The sequence below is a fragment of the uncultured Cocleimonas sp. genome (assembly GCF_947495625.1).
Classification (GTDB): Bacteria; Pseudomonadota; Gammaproteobacteria; order Thiotrichales; family Thiotrichaceae; genus Cocleimonas.
Genome location: NZ_CANLZW010000016.1, coordinates 26,527 through 43,045, shown reverse-complemented (window position 1 = coordinate 43,045; position 16,519 = coordinate 26,527). Strand labels below are relative to the sequence as shown.

Annotated in this window: 20 protein-coding genes; 9 read left to right on the top strand and 11 right to left on the bottom strand. The window is 39.5% G+C overall.

Translation table 11 applies throughout. The features are described from left to right. Positions 1-123: 123 nt before the first annotated feature. Positions 124-828: a putative 2OG-Fe(II) oxygenase gene (locus Q1A31_RS10550; protein ID WP_299876138.1), complete on the top strand. Its 705-nt coding sequence runs from the start codon at positions 124-126 to the stop codon at positions 826-828. Between the two features lie 24 nt (positions 829-852). Here Q1A31_RS10550 and Q1A31_RS10545 read toward each other — a convergent pair whose 3' ends face one another. The 3 genes from Q1A31_RS10545 to Q1A31_RS10535 all read right to left on the bottom strand — a co-directional run bounded on the left by Q1A31_RS10545 (position 853) and on the right by Q1A31_RS10535 (position 2,947). Continuing rightward, entirely contained in the window at positions 853-1,680 is an 828-nt protein-coding gene (locus Q1A31_RS10545) for an ABC transporter substrate-binding protein (protein ID WP_299876136.1), read from the bottom strand. A 216-nt stretch (positions 1,681-1,896) separates the two neighbouring features. Further along, positions 1,897-2,211: an AzlD domain-containing protein gene (locus Q1A31_RS10540; RefSeq protein ID WP_299876134.1), complete on the bottom strand. Its 315-nt coding sequence runs from the start codon at positions 2,209-2,211 to the stop codon at positions 1,897-1,899. Further along, positions 2,204-2,947 (bottom strand): AzlC family ABC transporter permease, encoded by a 744-nt coding sequence (locus Q1A31_RS10535; RefSeq protein WP_299876132.1) that lies wholly within the window; start codon positions 2,945-2,947, stop codon positions 2,204-2,206. The genes Q1A31_RS10540 and Q1A31_RS10535 overlap by 8 nt, the downstream gene beginning before the upstream one ends. Before the next feature lie 189 nt (positions 2,948-3,136). On the opposite strand from Q1A31_RS10535, the gene Q1A31_RS10530 reads away from it, so the two are divergent. Next, positions 3,137-3,451, top strand: a complete 315-nt coding sequence (locus Q1A31_RS10530; RefSeq protein WP_299876130.1) for a DUF1330 domain-containing protein — start codon at positions 3,137-3,139, stop codon at positions 3,449-3,451. A gap of 84 nt (positions 3,452-3,535) precedes the next feature. Here Q1A31_RS10530 and radC read toward each other — a convergent pair whose 3' ends face one another. Then, the gene (gene radC, locus Q1A31_RS10525; protein ID WP_299876128.1) at positions 3,536-4,207 is read right to left on the bottom strand and encodes a DNA repair protein RadC; all 672 of its coding nucleotides are present in this window, start codon (positions 4,205-4,207) and stop codon (positions 3,536-3,538) included. Between the two features lie 116 nt (positions 4,208-4,323). Here radC and coaBC point away from each other — a divergent pair, with 116 nt between their 5' ends. The 4 genes from coaBC to argB all read left to right on the top strand — a co-directional run bounded on the left by coaBC (position 4,324) and on the right by argB (position 8,500). After that, positions 4,324-5,553: a bifunctional phosphopantothenoylcysteine decarboxylase/phosphopantothenate--cysteine ligase CoaBC gene (coaBC, locus tag Q1A31_RS10520; RefSeq protein WP_299876126.1), complete on the top strand. Its 1,230-nt coding sequence runs from the start codon at positions 4,324-4,326 to the stop codon at positions 5,551-5,553. 107 nt (positions 5,554-5,660) lie between these two features. Then, positions 5,661-6,128: a dUTP diphosphatase gene (gene dut / locus Q1A31_RS10515; RefSeq protein WP_131906483.1), complete on the top strand. Its 468-nt coding sequence runs from the start codon at positions 5,661-5,663 to the stop codon at positions 6,126-6,128. Next, on the top strand, positions 6,106-7,521 hold the full coding sequence (locus tag Q1A31_RS10510; RefSeq protein ID WP_299876121.1) for a phosphomannomutase/phosphoglucomutase: 1,416 nt from the start codon (positions 6,106-6,108) through the stop codon (positions 7,519-7,521). Before dut ends, Q1A31_RS10510 begins: the two co-directional genes overlap by 23 nt. Before the next feature lie 91 nt (positions 7,522-7,612). Beyond that, a complete protein-coding gene (gene argB, locus Q1A31_RS10505; RefSeq protein WP_299876119.1) occupies positions 7,613-8,500 on the top strand; it encodes an acetylglutamate kinase in 888 nt (295 codons plus the stop codon). 33 nt (positions 8,501-8,533) lie between these two features. On the opposite strand, the gene Q1A31_RS10500 is transcribed toward argB, so the two are convergent. From Q1A31_RS10500 to Q1A31_RS10490, 3 genes are all read right to left on the bottom strand, one after another. After that, positions 8,534-8,899, bottom strand: a complete 366-nt coding sequence (locus Q1A31_RS10500) for a hypothetical protein (protein ID WP_299876117.1) — start codon at positions 8,897-8,899, stop codon at positions 8,534-8,536. 172 nt (positions 8,900-9,071) lie between these two features. Continuing rightward, complete coding sequence (locus Q1A31_RS10495) at positions 9,072-9,554, bottom strand: Rrf2 family transcriptional regulator (protein WP_299876115.1); 483 nt, start codon at positions 9,552-9,554, stop codon at positions 9,072-9,074. A gap of 223 nt (positions 9,555-9,777) precedes the next feature. After that, positions 9,778-10,158, bottom strand: coding sequence for a DUF1249 domain-containing protein (locus tag Q1A31_RS10490; RefSeq protein ID WP_299876113.1), 381 nt, complete (start codon positions 10,156-10,158; stop codon positions 9,778-9,780). A gap of 110 nt (positions 10,159-10,268) precedes the next feature. On the opposite strand from Q1A31_RS10490, the gene Q1A31_RS10485 reads away from it, so the two are divergent. Next, entirely contained in the window at positions 10,269-11,915 is a 1,647-nt protein-coding gene (locus Q1A31_RS10485) for an alpha-D-glucose phosphate-specific phosphoglucomutase (protein ID WP_299876210.1), read from the top strand. A 170-nt stretch (positions 11,916-12,085) separates the two neighbouring features. Here the strand turns inward: Q1A31_RS10485 and Q1A31_RS10480 are convergent, their stop codons facing one another. The 3 genes from Q1A31_RS10480 to Q1A31_RS10470 all read right to left on the bottom strand — a co-directional run bounded on the left by Q1A31_RS10480 (position 12,086) and on the right by Q1A31_RS10470 (position 14,074). Next, a complete protein-coding gene (locus Q1A31_RS10480; RefSeq protein WP_299876111.1) occupies positions 12,086-12,574 on the bottom strand; it encodes a DsrE family protein in 489 nt (162 codons plus the stop codon). Positions 12,575-12,704: 130 nt separating this feature from the next. Continuing rightward, positions 12,705-13,490, bottom strand: a complete 786-nt coding sequence (locus tag Q1A31_RS10475) for a hypothetical protein (protein ID WP_299876109.1) — start codon at positions 13,488-13,490, stop codon at positions 12,705-12,707. A 2-nt stretch (positions 13,491-13,492) separates the two neighbouring features. After that, entirely contained in the window at positions 13,493-14,074 is a 582-nt protein-coding gene (locus tag Q1A31_RS10470; protein WP_299876107.1) for an RNA polymerase sigma factor, read from the bottom strand. 165 nt (positions 14,075-14,239) lie between these two features. Between Q1A31_RS10470 and Q1A31_RS10465 the strand changes: the two genes are divergently transcribed. Both Q1A31_RS10465 and Q1A31_RS10460 read left to right on the top strand, forming a co-directional pair. Beyond that, positions 14,240-15,100: an NAD-dependent protein deacetylase gene (locus Q1A31_RS10465; RefSeq protein WP_299876105.1), complete on the top strand. Its 861-nt coding sequence runs from the start codon at positions 14,240-14,242 to the stop codon at positions 15,098-15,100. A 107-nt stretch (positions 15,101-15,207) separates the two neighbouring features. Then, on the top strand, positions 15,208-16,104 hold the full coding sequence (locus tag Q1A31_RS10460) for a DUF364 domain-containing protein (RefSeq protein ID WP_299876103.1): 897 nt from the start codon (positions 15,208-15,210) through the stop codon (positions 16,102-16,104). Between the two features lie 35 nt (positions 16,105-16,139). Here the strand turns inward: Q1A31_RS10460 and Q1A31_RS10455 are convergent, their stop codons facing one another. Further along, a complete protein-coding gene (locus Q1A31_RS10455; protein ID WP_299876101.1) occupies positions 16,140-16,487 on the bottom strand; it encodes a hypothetical protein in 348 nt (115 codons plus the stop codon). Positions 16,488-16,519 lie beyond the last annotated feature (32 nt).

Genomic DNA, 16,519 nt, shown 5'->3' with positions numbered 1-16,519 from the left:
AAACGCCAGCACTCACTTTAGCGCGTCGTGACACTGACTTTTTTATACAAGTGCGTTGAGTTAACACTGATTAACCATTATTCTCAGGCTTCGTTTAAAAAGAGATATCAGGCTAACAATCCAATGAAGAAACGCGCACCTAAAAAAAACAATCCTAACCTTCATTTACTCTGGCCAACACCCATCCTGATTAAGAAATTTGGCCAACACCAAAAAGTGAATAAAGAGTTACTCGAACTTTTTGGCAAACATCGTAGCGCGCATCAAACGGTAAAATCTGAAATGTACGCCAGCACCGATGATATGTGGGCACAATACAAAGACAACCCAGCGCTACAAAAGTTGGTTAAATTTATTATGGATGGCGTTTTCGAAATCGGCAGCGAAGTCAACGCGCCTTACTGGGGACAACCCAAAGATATCAATATAGAAATTACCGGCTTATGGTTTCAGGTTGCTAATGGACACACTTTTCACGAGACACACGTACATGGAAATTGCGCGTGGTCTGGGGTTTATTATGTGCAATCGGGTGATGCGGACAAGTCAGCCGAGGATGTTGAGAAAGGTAAAATGCCTAATGGCGTAACCCGTTTTTATGGACCGAATATGGAAGCTTCAGCAGGTGGGCATGGGGAATTTGGTAATGTTTATTTGCAGGATACCCATTTCGATTCGTACCCTGAAGATGGCAAACTGGTGATTTTTCCACCGCACATCAAACACATGCCATTCCCCTACTCAGGAGAAAAAGATCGTGTAATCGTATCTTTCCATGCACGTATTCATAACCCTTCGGGATTTAAATATGGATATTCAAACGCTTAGGAATAATCGTTAACTTTCTTTCTATTAGACTTTTGCAGGCATCCAGGGCGGAAGTCTGATATTCCATTGCTCAAAAAGCGCTTGTAGCTCTCCGCTTTTGATAAGCGTTTTCATTCTTTTTTCGTAAATCCTGATTAACTCGTTTGATCTTTCACAATCGAGGAATCTTGGGTATGTATCTATAGTATAAGCAATTTCTTTTCCTATATTACTCATATCTGGATTATTGTCTTTTATATAATTCTCTGTCGTTAGAGAGTCATCGAGAAAATAATCAACCCTGCCGGCTCTCAACAGTTCCCAACCTTGTTTTAGTGTCCCAATCTCACTCCAGTTGACATCAACATCAAGGTATTTGTGAAACCCGTAACCATGCATCCAGATAACTTTTTTGTTTTCTATCGATTTTTGGCCATTCCAGTCAACCTTGCTTTTATCAAATAAAGCAAGCGTGTAGCTCGTGTTCATGGGTTGCTTAGGATAAATAAAAGAAGGCTTCTCAGGCGTTAAATAGGCATTCACCATAAAATCAGAATTACCCGACTTTACCTCGTGAGTAGCTCTTCTCCATGGTGCAATAATAAATTCTAATTGTATTCCTTCAGGCTCATAGATTTTCCTGAAAAAATCGAAATAAAACCCAGTGCCATCCTCATTAGTATACCCATCCCAGGAAGGCGTAATCATTTTGATGGTTTTAATGGATGTATTTTTTATTGGCGTACTGTTTACTGGTGCATTTTTTACTGGTGCACTTTTTGTTGGCGCGCTATATGCAACAGAGGATATAAAAAAGGCATGAAAGCCCCCCAATATAATAGATAGTGCAATTAATTTAAAAGGTAATGTCATCTAATATTATTGGTTCTTATTGTTTTTCAGAAAGTAACAAACATTATGATTTTATTATATTTTATTCATGTTTTCCATTTTTATTTGTTTATCAATTGTTCCTCTATAAACCATATCACCATCTTAGAGTTCAGCAGCAATGCTTGATCAGCTAAATTTCACGAGTTTGAATACATTTAAACCTTACCAGACCTTATAATTGGTCTAATCAAAAAATTAAACTAAAACAAAAGCAATCGCATAAACAATCAAACCAACAAGTATCGTTTTAAACGTATGCTTGGTAATCCAGGCTGTAATTACCGCTGCAATAAGCGCATATAAATAAGGGTTACTAAACGCGATATCGAGTTCACCATCATGCACTAAACTAGTTTGCGCGATTATCGCTGTTAACACAGCAATCGGAACAAATTCCAACGCGCGACCTAATAATGGCGGAATCCTAAATTTGCCCGCCAAAGCGATGGGTAAATACCTTGGGATGAAAGTGAGCGCCATCATCCCGATAATCAATAACCATTCATTCACTGTTGTCACCTACTTTGTTGCCACCTGCTTCAATTTGATTCTTTGCATAGGTATCACGGGATAAAAACAAGCCAACCAATATCGCTAATAAAGAAGAAAATAACAAACCTGTTTGATGTGGCCAATTGAAGGTTAACAGAGCAGAAATAAATGCCGTTCCCGCACACGCCCATTGTGCTTTATTTTGTAAAATCGGCACCACTATTCCTACAAAGGCTACGACCATCGCAACATCCAAGCCCCATTTGGTTAAATCCGGTACTTGCTGCCCTAAAAATACGCCAATTAAAGTACAACATTGCCAATTGAAATACATGGCAAACGCAGCGCCTAAATAATACCTTTGGAAATTTGGCATTCCAGGTTCATCCAGCAAACGCTTACTCAACGTAGCGTAGGCCTCATCAGTCAGCCAAAATGACATAATTAATCGCAGCTTTTGCGGTAATTCACTCACAAGAGGCATCATACTTATCGAGTACAACATATGCCTGAGATTGACAATAAACACGGTGAGTAAAATGACCGGCAATGCAGCACCAACACCCAATAAAGTCACTGCCACAAATTGTGAAGAACCCGCAAAAACGAACAGCGACATTCCAATAGTCGCCAATGTGGAAAGCCCGTTTGCCTGAGCCAAAGCGCCATAAACGATACCAAAAGGAGCGGCAGCAATTAACAGGGGAATAATATCCCTCGTACCTTGCCAGAATAATTTCGTGGTTTCTTTCATAGGCGCAAGTGTAGTGCATGTAAATCAATCAACAAGGTACATTTTTTATTTTTTTGATGCTGACAGTTACAGCTGAATGTAATTTAGTCACCCCCCTAGTTTTAGGCACTTTTTTTAAAAATCCGAAAGTAAAGTCAATAATTTAGACTAGAATCATCCTAATAAAATAAAATCACAAAGAGGCTTAAGATGGCAGATGTACCAGTATATATGGTAGTGAACTTACACATTACCGATAAAGATGAATACCGAAAATATGAGAAGAGTTTTTTCCCTATTCTGAAAAAATATGGCGGAGAATTTTTAACCTATGATGATTCTGCAGAAACGCTAGAAGGCACTATACCTCGCGAAGGGCGCATGATTCTTTTCACTTTTCCCTCAGAACAAGCTGCCAAAGACTGGTACGCAGATGCGGATTATCAGGCAATTTCTGAACATCGCCGTACGGGTACCAATATGGAATTTTTAACGATGGTTAAGGGGTTACCACCTCGCGATTAAACACATCACTTGATAAAAAATTAAATGGTCACCCCCTACTTATAGGGGGTTTTTAGTTTATATCGACGCTACATTTATATTACTTCAAAGCAATCCACGCTCAGCAAATGAAACAATGTCATCGCCAATAATAAAATGGTCAAGCACACGAACATCAATCAACTGGAGCGCATCTTTAAGTTTTTGGGTAATGAGATTATCACTTTGACTGGGCTCGGCCACGCCCGAAGGATGATTATGGGCGAGCACAATTGCAGCGGCATTATGATGCAATACCCGTCTAATCACTTCTCTAGGGTGAACACTAGCTGCATCAATAGTGCCTCTAAAAAGCTCTTCGTATTCGATGACTCGATGTTTATTGTCCAGGAACAAACAGGCAAATACTTCAAACGGATATTGCTGAAGACGAGATTGTAAATACTTTTTAACATCGCTAACATTGCTCATCGCATCGCCGCGATGAATCTTTTCTTCGAGGTAACGACGACTCATCTCGACCACCGCCTGCATTTGTACATACTTCGCCTGACCTAAACCTTTACCCTGACAAAAACTTTTTTCATCAGCACTCAATAATGGACTTAAACCACCACTTTCAGCGAGCAAGTCTCGTGCAAGATCGACCGCTGTTTTGCCTTTTATGCCAGTGCGTAAAAAAATCGCAAGCAACTCTGCATCGGTTAATGCTTGCGCTCCTTTAACGAGTAATTTCTCACGAGGTCTATCTTCTACAGCCCAATCAGTTATTGCCATAAGTACGGGGGTGTCCTATTGCTTTGTGTTTAACAATGAATCAAGACGAACAAATCAATTCATCTCGTCATGTAACATGCAATATTCTCAGGTTATTTGGTATAATTAGCGCAATTATGTCATTTATAACGAATAAACAAATACTTATAGGGATAAGCGGTGGTATTGCTGCTTATAAAACTGCTGAATTAACGCGCCAGTTAATCAAAAATGGGGCTGATGTCAGAGTGTGTATGACAAAAGCAGCTTGCGAATTCATCACGCCACTCACACTGCAAGCACTCACCGGGAATCCAGTACCTACAGATCTATTAGATGTCGATGCTGAAGCGGGAATGGGTCATATTGAACTCGCACGCTGGGCTGATCTCATTATGGTCGCGCCTGCTAGCGCTGATTTCATGGCTCGAATTACCCACGGTCATGCTAATGACTTACTTTCTACGATTTGCTTGGCGACTGATGCGCCGATTCATTTAGCACCAGCGATGAATCGATTAATGTGGTCGAATGCAGCAACTCAACATAACGCTCAGATTTTGCAGTCACGGGGAATCACTTTGCACGGACCGGCCGAAGGCGAGCAAGCCTGTGGTGAAACAGGTGCTGGTAGAATGCTTGAGCCGCAAGAATTAACGGAAGCGCTGTTATCTTTAGAACAAAACTCTTTCGATCAAAACACAGATTCATCGACAAAGCCCCTTGCTGGTAAAACCGTTTTACTAACCGCGGGCCCAACTCGTGAAGCAATCGACCCTGTACGATATATCACCAACCGTAGCTCAGGGAAAATGGGATATGCCATTGCTAATGCCGCTAAACAAATGGGAGCAAACGTTATTCTGGTGTCTGGGCCTGTTGCTTTAGAAGCACCGCTTGGTGTCGAAAGACACTTGGTAGAATCTGCCAAAGAAATGCATGCAAAAACATTATCGCTGGCAGATAAGGCAGATATTTTTATCGCGACTGCTGCTGTGGCAGATTATTCACCTGCCAATATAGCCGATCAGAAAATCAAAAAGTCTGAAGATGATTTATCGTTAAAACTGGCTTACAACCCTGACATTTTATTTGATGTATCTCATAAATACCCAGACCTATTTAGTGTAGGATTTGCCGCTGAAACCGAGCATTTAGTTGAACATGCAAAAGCAAAAATGCTGCGTAAGAAACTGGATATGATTGTTGCGAATCAAGTGGGTTCAAACAAAGCATTCGACAAAGACACCAATCAAGTAGAAATAATTATAAAAGATGGGGAAAACGACAAACAAATCTCAATTCCTGAAATGGACAAATCAGAATTAGCATTCAAAATCATGAAAATTATTTCTGAAAATGCTTAACCTTATTATTTAACTATCGTTAAAGTTTTATTAAACCAAATTTTAATTTTCGACACTAAGCAATACAGACATGTCGAAATACATGCACAAAAGGGCTAAACACAAAAATGCACGAACCAAATTATATCGTAGATTATAAAATTCTTGATGATCGTATCGGAGATACCATTCCACTTCCTTCATACGCGACTTTAGGTTCTGCAGGTATGGATTTAAGAGCCTGTATAGACGAAGCACTTGTGGTTAAACCTGGCGATACGCATTTAATTCCAACCGGTATAGCCATTCATATCGAAGACCCAACACTCGCAGCAACGATTTTACCTCGCTCTGGTTTGGGCCATAAACATGGCATCGTGTTGGGAAATTTAGTCGGACTGATTGATTCTGACTACCAAGGCCAACTATTTATATCCTGCTGGAATCGTGGTGATACCGAATACACCATCGAATCCGGAGATCGTATTGCACAGTTGGTGATAATTCCCGTGATTCAGGCAAAACTGAATCTGGTTGAGTCTTTTGACGATAGCGAACGAGGAACTGGTGGCTTTGGACACTCTGGTCAAAAATAAACATATCAATAAAGACATTTTCAAAGCCTATGACATACGTGGTCAAATAGGCAAAGAATGGTGTTCTGAAAATAATTTTCATGATGCCTTTCTGATTGGAGAAGCGATTGGCAATCAACTTCTCGAACAACATTCACCGAATATAATCATTGGGCGCGATGGCAGACTATCTAGTCAGGACATCTCCCAACAGTTAATTAAAGGACTTTTAAGCTCCGGCTGTAACGTCACTGATATAGGCCTAACAGCGACACCTGTAGTCTATTTTTCTTTACAGTACCTCAATATGACTAATGCAATCATGATTACGGGTAGTCATAGTCCATCTGATCATAATGGCATCAAAATTGTTTTCGATTCTCAACCGTTATCCACTTCAGCCATTGAATCGCTATATTTTGATATAAGCAAAAACGATTATCCTATCGTTAAAAGTGGAAAGCTGACAGCATTTGATTCTGCCAATCAGCATTATCAAGAAGCTGTCATAAAAGACATAGCAATCCAAAGAAAACTGCGTATCGGGATTGATTCAAGCAATGGTGCTACCTCACTATTTTCTGAAGATCTTTTTAATAATCTGGGTTGTGAAGTCTACCCCCTATTTTGTGAACTAGATGGAACATTTCCCAATCATTCACCTGATCCTACGACGCCTGAAAATCTCACCTATTTAATTAAACACGTTAAAGAAAACAATCTCGATATCGGTATCGCCTTTGACGGCGATGGTGATCGTATGATTGCTGTAGATAATCTAGGCAATATTTTATGGCCAGATAGAATCATGATTTTACTGGCACAAAGTATCCTCCAATCCTTTCCGGGTAGTCGTATTGCCTACGAAATCAAATGCAGTTATTTACTTCCCAAAGCAATACGTAAAGCTGGCGGACAAGCTGCAATTTGTGCCAACGGCCACTCAAAAATAAAACTTGAGATGAAGCGTTTAAATGCAATTATGGGGGGTGAATTTAGTGGCCATATTATTTTACGTGATCGATGGAATGATTTTGATGACGCCCCTTATGTTGCTGCACGATTATTAGAAATTTTATCAAAAACAACACAATCTACCGCCGAAGTATTTTCAGAAATTCCTAATGGTTTCGCTACTGAAGAATACAAACTAAAATTCGCAAGCCACAATGAATCCGTTGAGCTAATAACCCAGTTTATTAAAAATGCGTCTTTCCCCGGCGCTGATCTCAATCTAATTGATGGACTCAGAGTCGAATACGATGATGGCTGGGGATTTATTCACGCCTCAAATACCAGCTCTAGTATTGGTTTACGTTTTGAAGGAGCGACTGAAGAACGTCTGCTAGAAATAAAAAAACAATTTAAAGCGGTATTTAAACTTATAGACTACAAACATCACCTTCCTTTTTAGTTATAATCTGCGTCACAAAACACATCTAATGACTGTGGAATTTAATCAACAGTTATTAGAAACAAATTAACTAAAAAGCGAATTTCATATTATGTCTGTCCAAGATGCCAATCAAACTGCCCATATTTTAACCGAAGCCTTACCTTATATTCAGCGTTATGCGGGTAAAACGGTAGTGATAAAGTATGGCGGCAATGCCATGACAGATGAAAACCTTAAAAAGAGCTTTGCCAGAGATATCGTGCTGTTAAAACAGGTAGGTATTAATCCGGTAATTGTTCATGGTGGTGGACCACAAATTGGCAAACTACTTGATCAAATAGGAAAAGAAAGCAAATTCATCGAAGGCATGCGTGTCACAGATGGTGAAACCATGGATGTTGTTCAAATGGTTTTAGGCGGACTGGTAAATAAACAGATTGTCAGTAACATCAATCAAGCAGGCGGAAGAGCCGTTGGTTTGACGGGCAAAGATGGCAATCTAATTCTGGCTAAAAAGCTTGAGATGAAAAGCAAAGCGACTGAATCTCAACCTTCAGAAATCATTGATCTTGGATTAGTTGGTTCTGTAGAAAAAATCAATCCCGACATTGTTACTTTGCTGGATAATGAAAAATTCATCGCTGTTATTGCTCCTATTGGTGTAGGTGAAGACGGCGTTTCATATAATATTAATGCCGATATCGTTGCTGGTGAAATGGCCGCAGTATTGAATGCCGAAAGACTATTATTACTCACCAACACACCTGGTGTACTCGATAAACAAGGTGAATTATTAACGGGCCTGAATAAAAATGATGTTGCAAGACTCACTGAAGACGGCACTATTAGTGGCGGGATGCTACCTAAAATTCAGTGCGCCTTAGATGCAATAGAAGCGGGTGTTGAATCAGCAAGTATTATTGACGGACGAGTGCCACACGCAGTACTGCTAGAGTTACTCACCGATGAAGGCAAAGGCACTCTTATTAATAGATAGGATAGATCGTAGTATATTTTATCTTTTACAAACTTAGCGAGGCGGTCTATCCGAGATCAGCTTGGCTTCTGGCACAGATTCAATAATCGCAGTTATAATATCGAGCATAACGCCCTTAACTGGGCGAACTGAAATCCAGAGTAAATTCATTTTAAGATTTAAATCTGCAAAAACCACCACTTCCTGATAACGATGTAATACTGCATTGAGTTTATCTAAGGTTAGCTTTTGATGTTCAGGGGGAGCAATTTTTAGTTTGGGAATCATGATCATGAAATCCCCTAGATAATTTCCAGACTCATCTTTTGTAGGAACACGCTTCCATAACGGTGAATTAGGTTTTAATTCTAACGTTTGTTTGAGATCTGTTTGTTCTTTATCGTTAAGCGCTTTGCTCATTCAATTAGTATAAAAGCAGATTAATTTATTTTCAGAATTTTTTGATGCGTATTTTAATAAGACACCATTTTCATGCGCTATTAAAATATCCAAGCTATAGATTTTTTGATTACATCACGACACTAGGTCGTGATGTAATTTGAAGTTTTCTTTAATTCGTAATTAGCTGTCTTTAGCTTGCTTTTGATACAGGCGGGAACATATTAGCAATGCGACTCGCCGTAGAATCCATTCTGCGAGAGATCTTACGAACCTCAGGATCTTTAATAAACTCTGACAAGCTAATACCGTCTAGAAAATCGTAAAGTCTATTACTCAAATCATTCCATAAATGATGCGTTAAACAACGCTCGCCTTTATTGCAATCAAGGTTGCCTTTGCAACGTGTACTATCTATGGACTCATCAACAGCTACAACGATATCAGCAACACTGATTTGGTTAGCAGGCTTACCTAAGCGATATCCACCACCTGGACCACGAACACCCTCAACTAAACCTGTTTGACGAAGCTTGGCAAAAAGTTGCTCTAAATAAGAAAGTGAGATTCCCTGGCAGTTTGAGATGTCGGCTAATGTCACAGGGCCATCCCTGTCGTGGATAGCCAAATCCATCATTGCGGTAACTGCGTAACGCCCTTTTGTTGATAATTTCATGTCGATCTCCGGGTTGGTGTAGGACCTTAACGTCAGAACTGATGCAACAGATGCATCCAGACTGCACTAATACCCTACTAATTTAGTAAGGATTGTTAAACAACCAAGGGTTTTTGTCAAGTATTAGCAACCACCATTTGTACAAATTTATTTGATGTTTTAATTAATAAATTTTGTGGATTTACTCTATATCTTCAATAAAAAACTATTTTTACGTAAAGTATTACTTATCCACTTTAAAAGAATGACCTTGATGCTCAAGGTAGCCTAACCATTTATAGAGGAAACGGTTCAGGCGCCAGCGACACAATAAGACATTATCAAACTGCTTTTCCCATAGACGAATATCACGACCAGTGATTCTACAATTTCGGCTAACCACGTCGGCCTGACGGGAATCATGATAAATTTGTACTTTTAAATCAGGACGTCTTTCTTCATCTTCAAACAAATAAGTTATCATCAGAAGAGTCGTATGTCGTGATCGCTCAATGACTTTCAAACTTACAGGTACTCCACCCTCTACCTGAGAGATCGTTTCATCAGGAAGTTGACGAATATCGCCACAGAAGAGCCGAAGACGTATATAATTGCCTTCATACATATTCATTAAATCAATAAATGAATGCGGTCGTGGGGTGAATGCGTCTGTATTTTTATTTTTTACTTCCATTTAACTATTTTAACATAACAATCATGTACTACAGCAAACCAATTAAACTTCAGCCAGTAAAAACTCAACCTTTTACTGACCAAAAACCTGGCACATCTGGTTTACGTAAAACAGTTAATACATTTAAACAAACTGACTACCTACAAAATTTTGTACAGTCAATTTTTAACTGTTTACCCGACCTTGCAGGATCAACATTAATTGTTGGAGGAGACGGTCGTTACTATAATCGAGAAGCGATTCAGATAATCTTACGCATGGCTGCTGCCAATAGCGTTGGCAAGGTCATACTTGGACAAGGTGGTATTTTTTCTACGCCTGCAGCCTCGCACATGATTCGCAAGAATAAAGCTCTAGGCGGCATTATACTCTCTGCAAGTCACAACCCGGGCGGCATGGATGGTGACTTTGGTATTAAATACAATATCAGTAACGGCGGCCCTGCCCCTGAAGAATTCACTGATGCTGTATTCGAAGCCTCAAAGAAAATTACTGAGTACCGCATTGCAGGTATTAAAGGTATTCCTTTAGATATTATTGGTGAATACACAATTGATAGATTGCAGATCGAAATCGTCGATTCTGTTGCTGATTACGCTGATCTAATGGAAAGCTTATTCGATTTTCCTAAAATTAAACAACTACTCACGTCCGATAAATTCACCATGTGTTTTGATGCGATGTACGCTGTTACAGGTCCATACGCGAAAAAGATTCTGGAGGAACAACTCGGTGCAGACGAAGGCACCGTGATACGTGGGGAGTGCCTACCTAATTTTGGCGGTGGTCATCCAGACCCAAACCTTGTGCATGCTAAACAACTAGTCGATCTGATGTACGACGCTGCGGAAACGGGTTCTTCACCAAATTTTGGAGCGGCATCAGATGGAGATGGCGATCGTAATATGATTATGGGTGATTATTTCTTTGTGACACCTAGTGATTCTCTTGCGGTTATCGCAGCCAACGCACACCTTATTCCTGCTTACAAAGGCGGCTTGAAAGGTATTGGGCGCTCTATGCCAACCAGTCAGGCACCTGACCGTGTTGCAGAAAAACTGGGTATTCCTTGCTACGAAACACCCACAGGCTGGAAGTTTTTTGGCAACCTATTAGACGATGGTCGCATTACTTTATGTGGTGAAGAAAGCTTTGGCACAGGTTCTGATCACGTCAGAGAAAAAGATGGTATATGGGCAGTTCTATGCTGGTTAAATATCCTTGCTGAACGCAAACAAAGTGTCGAAGATATCCTACGTCAACACTGGGCTGAATACGGCCGTAACTACTACACCAGACATGATTATGAAAACATCCCAAGCGAAGCTGCGGATAAATTAATTCAGAATCTACAGAGCAATATGGATTCTTTAGTAGAACGTGAATTCAATAATCGCAAGGTAGTTACCGCAGACAATTTCACGTATAACGATCCGGTTGATGGCAGCATTAGCGCCAATCAAGGTATTCGAATTTTATTTGATGATGCTTCACGTATCATCTTCCGCCTCTCTGGAACGGGAACTGGTGGTGCTACTTTACGTTTATACATTGAGCGTTATGTGGAAGATATAAAGCATCACGATCTTGATACTCAGGAAGCGCTTTATGATTTGATTGAAACCGCCGAATTGATTGCGAATATCATTGGATTTACAGGCCGCGATGAGCCAACCGTAATTACGTGATACACGCCCTTATAAATTATCTAATAGATTAAAAATTAAATGATTAGAAAAAAAGGCCTATAAAACTGCCTATAAGTAGGGGGGTGACTTTTCTAATTTAACGATAAAAAAACTGGGTAGCAATTCTCGCTACCCAGTCCAGTTTGCCTCAATTCGCAATAGTCTAACTATCAAGGCTTAATATAGGTATAACCCTGCATTTGTAACTTGGCTAATTCTGCAACGCCACTTGGTACAATCTCTGATTGTTCAACATTATATAAGTCATTATCAACGCTAACCTTTCTACCTTTAACAGTATTATTACAAACATTAAACACAACACCCTGATCTTTTAGACCATCAATCCTAACAGTCATTTTATCAGTCGCATTTGCATGTTTGAATTTTGGTACATTAGCCAATGAATCAGGCTCTAAGAGTAATGCTAATCCATTTCCGTGCAATACAACTTTGATCTCCATATTTTCGGCACCAACAGCGTTAATGTGATTTTGAATATTCACTAAAGCACCTTTCTGCTTTTTCGGATCATCATAGTTAATGTGGTAAACCACCTTTTGTTTTCCATAACCATTATCAGCCGCATTGACTGTGCTGATACTCGCTATCGTTAAAAATACTAACGCTAAAATACTGGTAATAATTTTTTTCATCATTGATCTCCTATCGGGTTAAATTACATTTTTATGAGTTTTTTTAATATTTCATAAATATAAAACGTATTCGGTATTTATTATTGCTAGCTTTTCTCTTCTACCGATGAGCAGAAAAGCATATTGAACGCGGTTAAACCTGAATATATAACCAACCTTGTTGCAGTCTCATAACGACATAGGCAACACCAGATTGAGTTGATTCTGCTTCTGAGATTAATTTTACGTCGATACCATTTTCTCTTTTAATTCTATCTATGGTATTCAAACAAGCGACAAATGTGAGTTCAGGATACTGTTTAGACAAGGCAGTAATACGTGGTTTTTCGGTCGACAAACGCTCGCGTAACAAATCAAGACCTTCTGCATGCGCCACCACTTCAACTCTGATCTTCTGATTATCTTTAATCGATTGTTCGAGTAAGCCTTCTATATCATCCAGTAATTCGTTAGCACTCAAACGCGTTGTGCTCGATACGTGAAAAACCACACGCAGTTCTTCACTATTATTCTGGCTCAGGTTTTGAGCTCTGCCATCCGGATCAAGTACCACCAATCTTTGAGAATCATTTGATGATGCAGTTTGCGTTGTTGAACGATTGTTTTCTGAATTATATGTGCCATTCAACCCTACAACCGCTAGAGCAACCACAACAAGTGCAAAAAACACACTCGAAACCATTCGATATAAATGTCGTTTTGCTATTTTGACTTTTACTTGTGAGGTGGGTTGTGGAATATCACTGTATGCTGTTTTTACTCGGTCTTTTAGATAACTGATTTCACAAGCTCTTTCTTTACTGACTTTATCAGTCTGCAAATGCGCCAGTAACTCAGAACGCTCTGCCGCAGGAAATTCGTTATCCACCAGCGCATTCAAAGTTTCATCTGATAGCGATTTATATTTTTTGAATGTCATGTTTATTTAACCCTTCTTAGGCGAGGTGTTGTTTGGGATAGCTTTTTTTCTATTTGCTTCTCAAGTTGCTGACGTTCAATATTTTCTAGTTGTTCTTTAAGCGCTTGTCTCGCGCGATTTATTCTACTCATGACAGTTCCCATGGGAATGTCTAAAATTTCAGCCACTTCGGCATAACTAAATTCTGCAATATCTATCAAACTGATTATTTTTCTTTGTTTATCATTTAGTTGCGATATTGCATATCTAACCAGCTGGATAGATTCTTCACGACTTGCCAGAGTAATGGGATCGAGATCAGACATCAGATGCTTGTTCTCAAGTTCGACATATTCCTTTTTAGCCCGAAAATAGTCCGCATGTAGATTCACCAGGATTCTAGCGAGCCACGGTTTAAGTTTGGTTAAATCCTTGAGTTGAGATCGATTCTTTAGTGCTCTTGCATAAGTATCCTGCACAAGATCCTCAGCTAGGGTGACATCATGACACCACGACCACGCAATCTTGTATAGCGCTGGACGATGTGCTTCCAGAGCTTTTTTAAATGTACGTTTAGAAGCGGTTTTAAAGGAAATTTGTATCATTAATTTTCTATAAATTACTCATGTCTTTAAATTTTATTTCGTGTTCATATACTATAGACGTAGCGCTTAGCTTTTTATTCCATTTTTTAATATATTATTTTCATTTTTATCTTTTTCCTTAAAATCTTTTTTTAAACCTGTCTTTAAAAAATATGCCTTTAAAATATGTCGTTAAAACAAAATAAAACTCAATATGCAAATGCAGACCAACTAGTTACTGCATTAAGAAACAAACGTAAAATCTGGGTGCTTAGTGGCGCGGGCATCAGTGCACCTTCTGGAATCCCGACCTATCGAGACAATAAAGGTAACTGGCAGGCGGGAAATCCAATTCAGCATAATGAATTTATTACTCAAGAGTCATTCAGAAAACGATACTGGGCGCGTAGCATGGCAGGCTGGATAATAACCGGTCATGCAAAACCAAATGCTGCACACCAATCAATTACACAACTGCAGGAAAACGGTCTGCTATCAAAAATTGTGACGCAGAATGTAGATAGACTTCACAGTAATGCGGGAGCAAAAGAAGTCATCGATTTGCACGGTCGCATTGATCAAATCATTTGCCTGGATTGCAATGACATCAGCAGACGCGCTGATTATCAACCCAGATTAGTCGAATCAAATCAAGACCTGGAAGCCTACATTGAACGAATCAGCAGCAAGGCTTTGCCAGATGGCGATGCCAATATCGATGACTACGAAACTGACACAGTCAACATTCCACCCTGTGAAAAGTGTGCCGGTAGATTAATGCCAGATGTTGTATTTTTTGGCGGCATTGTCCCCAAAGAACGTGTTGAACTCGCTTTTAAAAGCCTGGCAGAAGCTGATTGTTTACTGGTGATTGGTAGCTCGTTGAAAGTATTTTCAGGATTTCGTTTTCCTCGCTGGGCGCATCAAAACAATCTGCCTTTATACGCCATCAATCAGGGCGAAATGCGCGGCGAAGACATGTTTGATCTGGTTGTAGCTGAATCTTGTGAAGAAGTACTTCCTGAGCTGGTTAATCAATTGATCTAAATAATATAATGTACACCCCCCTACTTTTAGCCTGTTTTTCGCTTTGTATGTATAACGTTAAACTCGTTTATTTTTTCCAGCATTAGACATTTTCAGGTTCTGTTATTATGGATATCTCCAGCGAATATATCGCACTATTTACTGACATTGCTCAGAAGATTGATTTTCCCGAAGTCGAAGGTATCTATCTTCCTCATCTAGCTGATGAAAATACTGAAAGTAATGATAAGCAAAAGAAAGACGAATTCGGTGTTGTTATTCTAGAAGACGGCAGCGCTGGCGCTTTCTATGTCAGTTTAGACGACACGCTAAAGCAGCTCGAAGCGTACCTTGAAAGCAACTATTCTAATTCTAGCGGTAACAGGGAAAAACCAGATACCCTAAGCCTCATCAAAAACTTCAAAAGCACTACACTGCATGAAAGGGCAATAGCGCTGGGTGCAATCAATGCTGTCAGCCAGTTCATTATGAACCAAGCTGGATTTACAGCGCCTGGAAAAGATAAAAACAAGACCAGTAGCATCGGCATTGATCAGGCAAAAAAAGGCGAACGAATCGGCATGATTGGTTTCTTCTCTCCTTTAATCGAGAGGTTGTTAGAAAAGGGTTTTGAAATATTGGTGCTGGAGAAAAATCCAGCTCGCGTTGAATTGCAAACAGGCGTTACTTTGACAGAGAATGTAGCAGATCTTTCTAACTGCGATCATATCCTGTGTACCGCTTCTACACTCATCAATAACACCTTAGATGTAGTCTTATCCCACAGCAAACAAGCCAAGTCATTCAGTTTAATTGGACCAAGTGGCAGCAGCCTCCCAGATATATTGTTTAAACACGGTGTTGATGCAGTCGGCGGTTACCACTTTACAGATATTACTGCTTTGAAACAGGCACTAGATAATCAAGAATCATGGGGACATTCTGGCAATAAATACCAGCTAACTCGTGAAGATTATCCCAGTATTGAAACCTTACTAGAAAGGATTAAAAATAAGGATAATTAAGGTTTTTAGTCACCCCCCTACTTAAAGGCGTTTTTTTATAAACCTTTCTTGTTACGGGTAGCAAACCAGTAAATAGCGATCAAAATAATATTTAGTTTATTCAATCCCACTAAAGCAAATAATAGACTCGTAATTGATAGAGACTCTAACTGGGCGCCAGCGACATCACCTTTATCGTTTTGCTTTAGCTCAGAATACTTTTCCTGAAGAAGATTACGGTCGATGGTTTCCTGACTCATCAGCTCTTCCAGTAATTCAATCTGAGATGACTGACTTATCATCACTGAAGACTTTTCACCAACAGGCAAAAAGTCTGGTGCCTTAAAAACTATCGCTATCGACAAAAGAGAAGTAAATAGAATCCAGCCTAGTAATATCTTCATAGTGTATTAATTGCTTTCAAATGCCTCAATCT

Coding starts and splice junctions, on each gene's coding strand:
- Q1A31_RS10530 (WP_299876130.1), top strand. CDS start 3,137: ATGGCAGATGTACCAGTATATATGGTAGTGAACTTACACATTACCGAT.
- Q1A31_RS10545 (WP_299876136.1), bottom strand. CDS start 1,680: ATGACATTACCTTTTAAATTAATTGCACTATCTATTATATTGGGGGGC.
- argB (WP_299876119.1), top strand. CDS start 7,613: ATGTCTGTCCAAGATGCCAATCAAACTGCCCATATTTTAACCGAAGCC.
- Q1A31_RS10495 (WP_299876115.1), bottom strand. CDS start 9,554: ATGAAATTATCAACAAAAGGGCGTTACGCAGTTACCGCAATGATGGAT.
- Q1A31_RS10500 (WP_299876117.1), bottom strand. CDS start 8,899: ATGAGCAAAGCGCTTAACGATAAAGAACAAACAGATCTCAAACAAACG.
- dut (WP_131906483.1), top strand. CDS start 5,661: ATGCACGAACCAAATTATATCGTAGATTATAAAATTCTTGATGATCGT.
- Q1A31_RS10550 (WP_299876138.1), top strand. CDS start 124: ATGAAGAAACGCGCACCTAAAAAAAACAATCCTAACCTTCATTTACTC.
- Q1A31_RS10470 (WP_299876107.1), bottom strand. CDS start 14,074: ATGATACAAATTTCCTTTAAAACCGCTTCTAAACGTACATTTAAAAAA.
- Q1A31_RS10475 (WP_299876109.1), bottom strand. CDS start 13,490: ATGACATTCAAAAAATATAAATCGCTATCAGATGAAACTTTGAATGCG.
- radC (WP_299876128.1), bottom strand. CDS start 4,207: ATGGCAATAACTGATTGGGCTGTAGAAGATAGACCTCGTGAGAAATTA.
- Q1A31_RS10460 (WP_299876103.1), top strand. CDS start 15,208: ATGGATATCTCCAGCGAATATATCGCACTATTTACTGACATTGCTCAG.
- Q1A31_RS10465 (WP_299876105.1), top strand. CDS start 14,240: ATGTCGTTAAAACAAAATAAAACTCAATATGCAAATGCAGACCAACTA.
- coaBC (WP_299876126.1), top strand. CDS start 4,324: ATGTCATTTATAACGAATAAACAAATACTTATAGGGATAAGCGGTGGT.
- Q1A31_RS10480 (WP_299876111.1), bottom strand. CDS start 12,574: ATGATGAAAAAAATTATTACCAGTATTTTAGCGTTAGTATTTTTAACG.
- Q1A31_RS10490 (WP_299876113.1), bottom strand. CDS start 10,158: ATGTATGAAGGCAATTATATACGTCTTCGGCTCTTCTGTGGCGATATT.
- Q1A31_RS10455 (WP_299876101.1), bottom strand. CDS start 16,487: ATGAAGATATTACTAGGCTGGATTCTATTTACTTCTCTTTTGTCGATA.
- Q1A31_RS10535 (WP_299876132.1), bottom strand. CDS start 2,947: ATGAAAGAAACCACGAAATTATTCTGGCAAGGTACGAGGGATATTATT.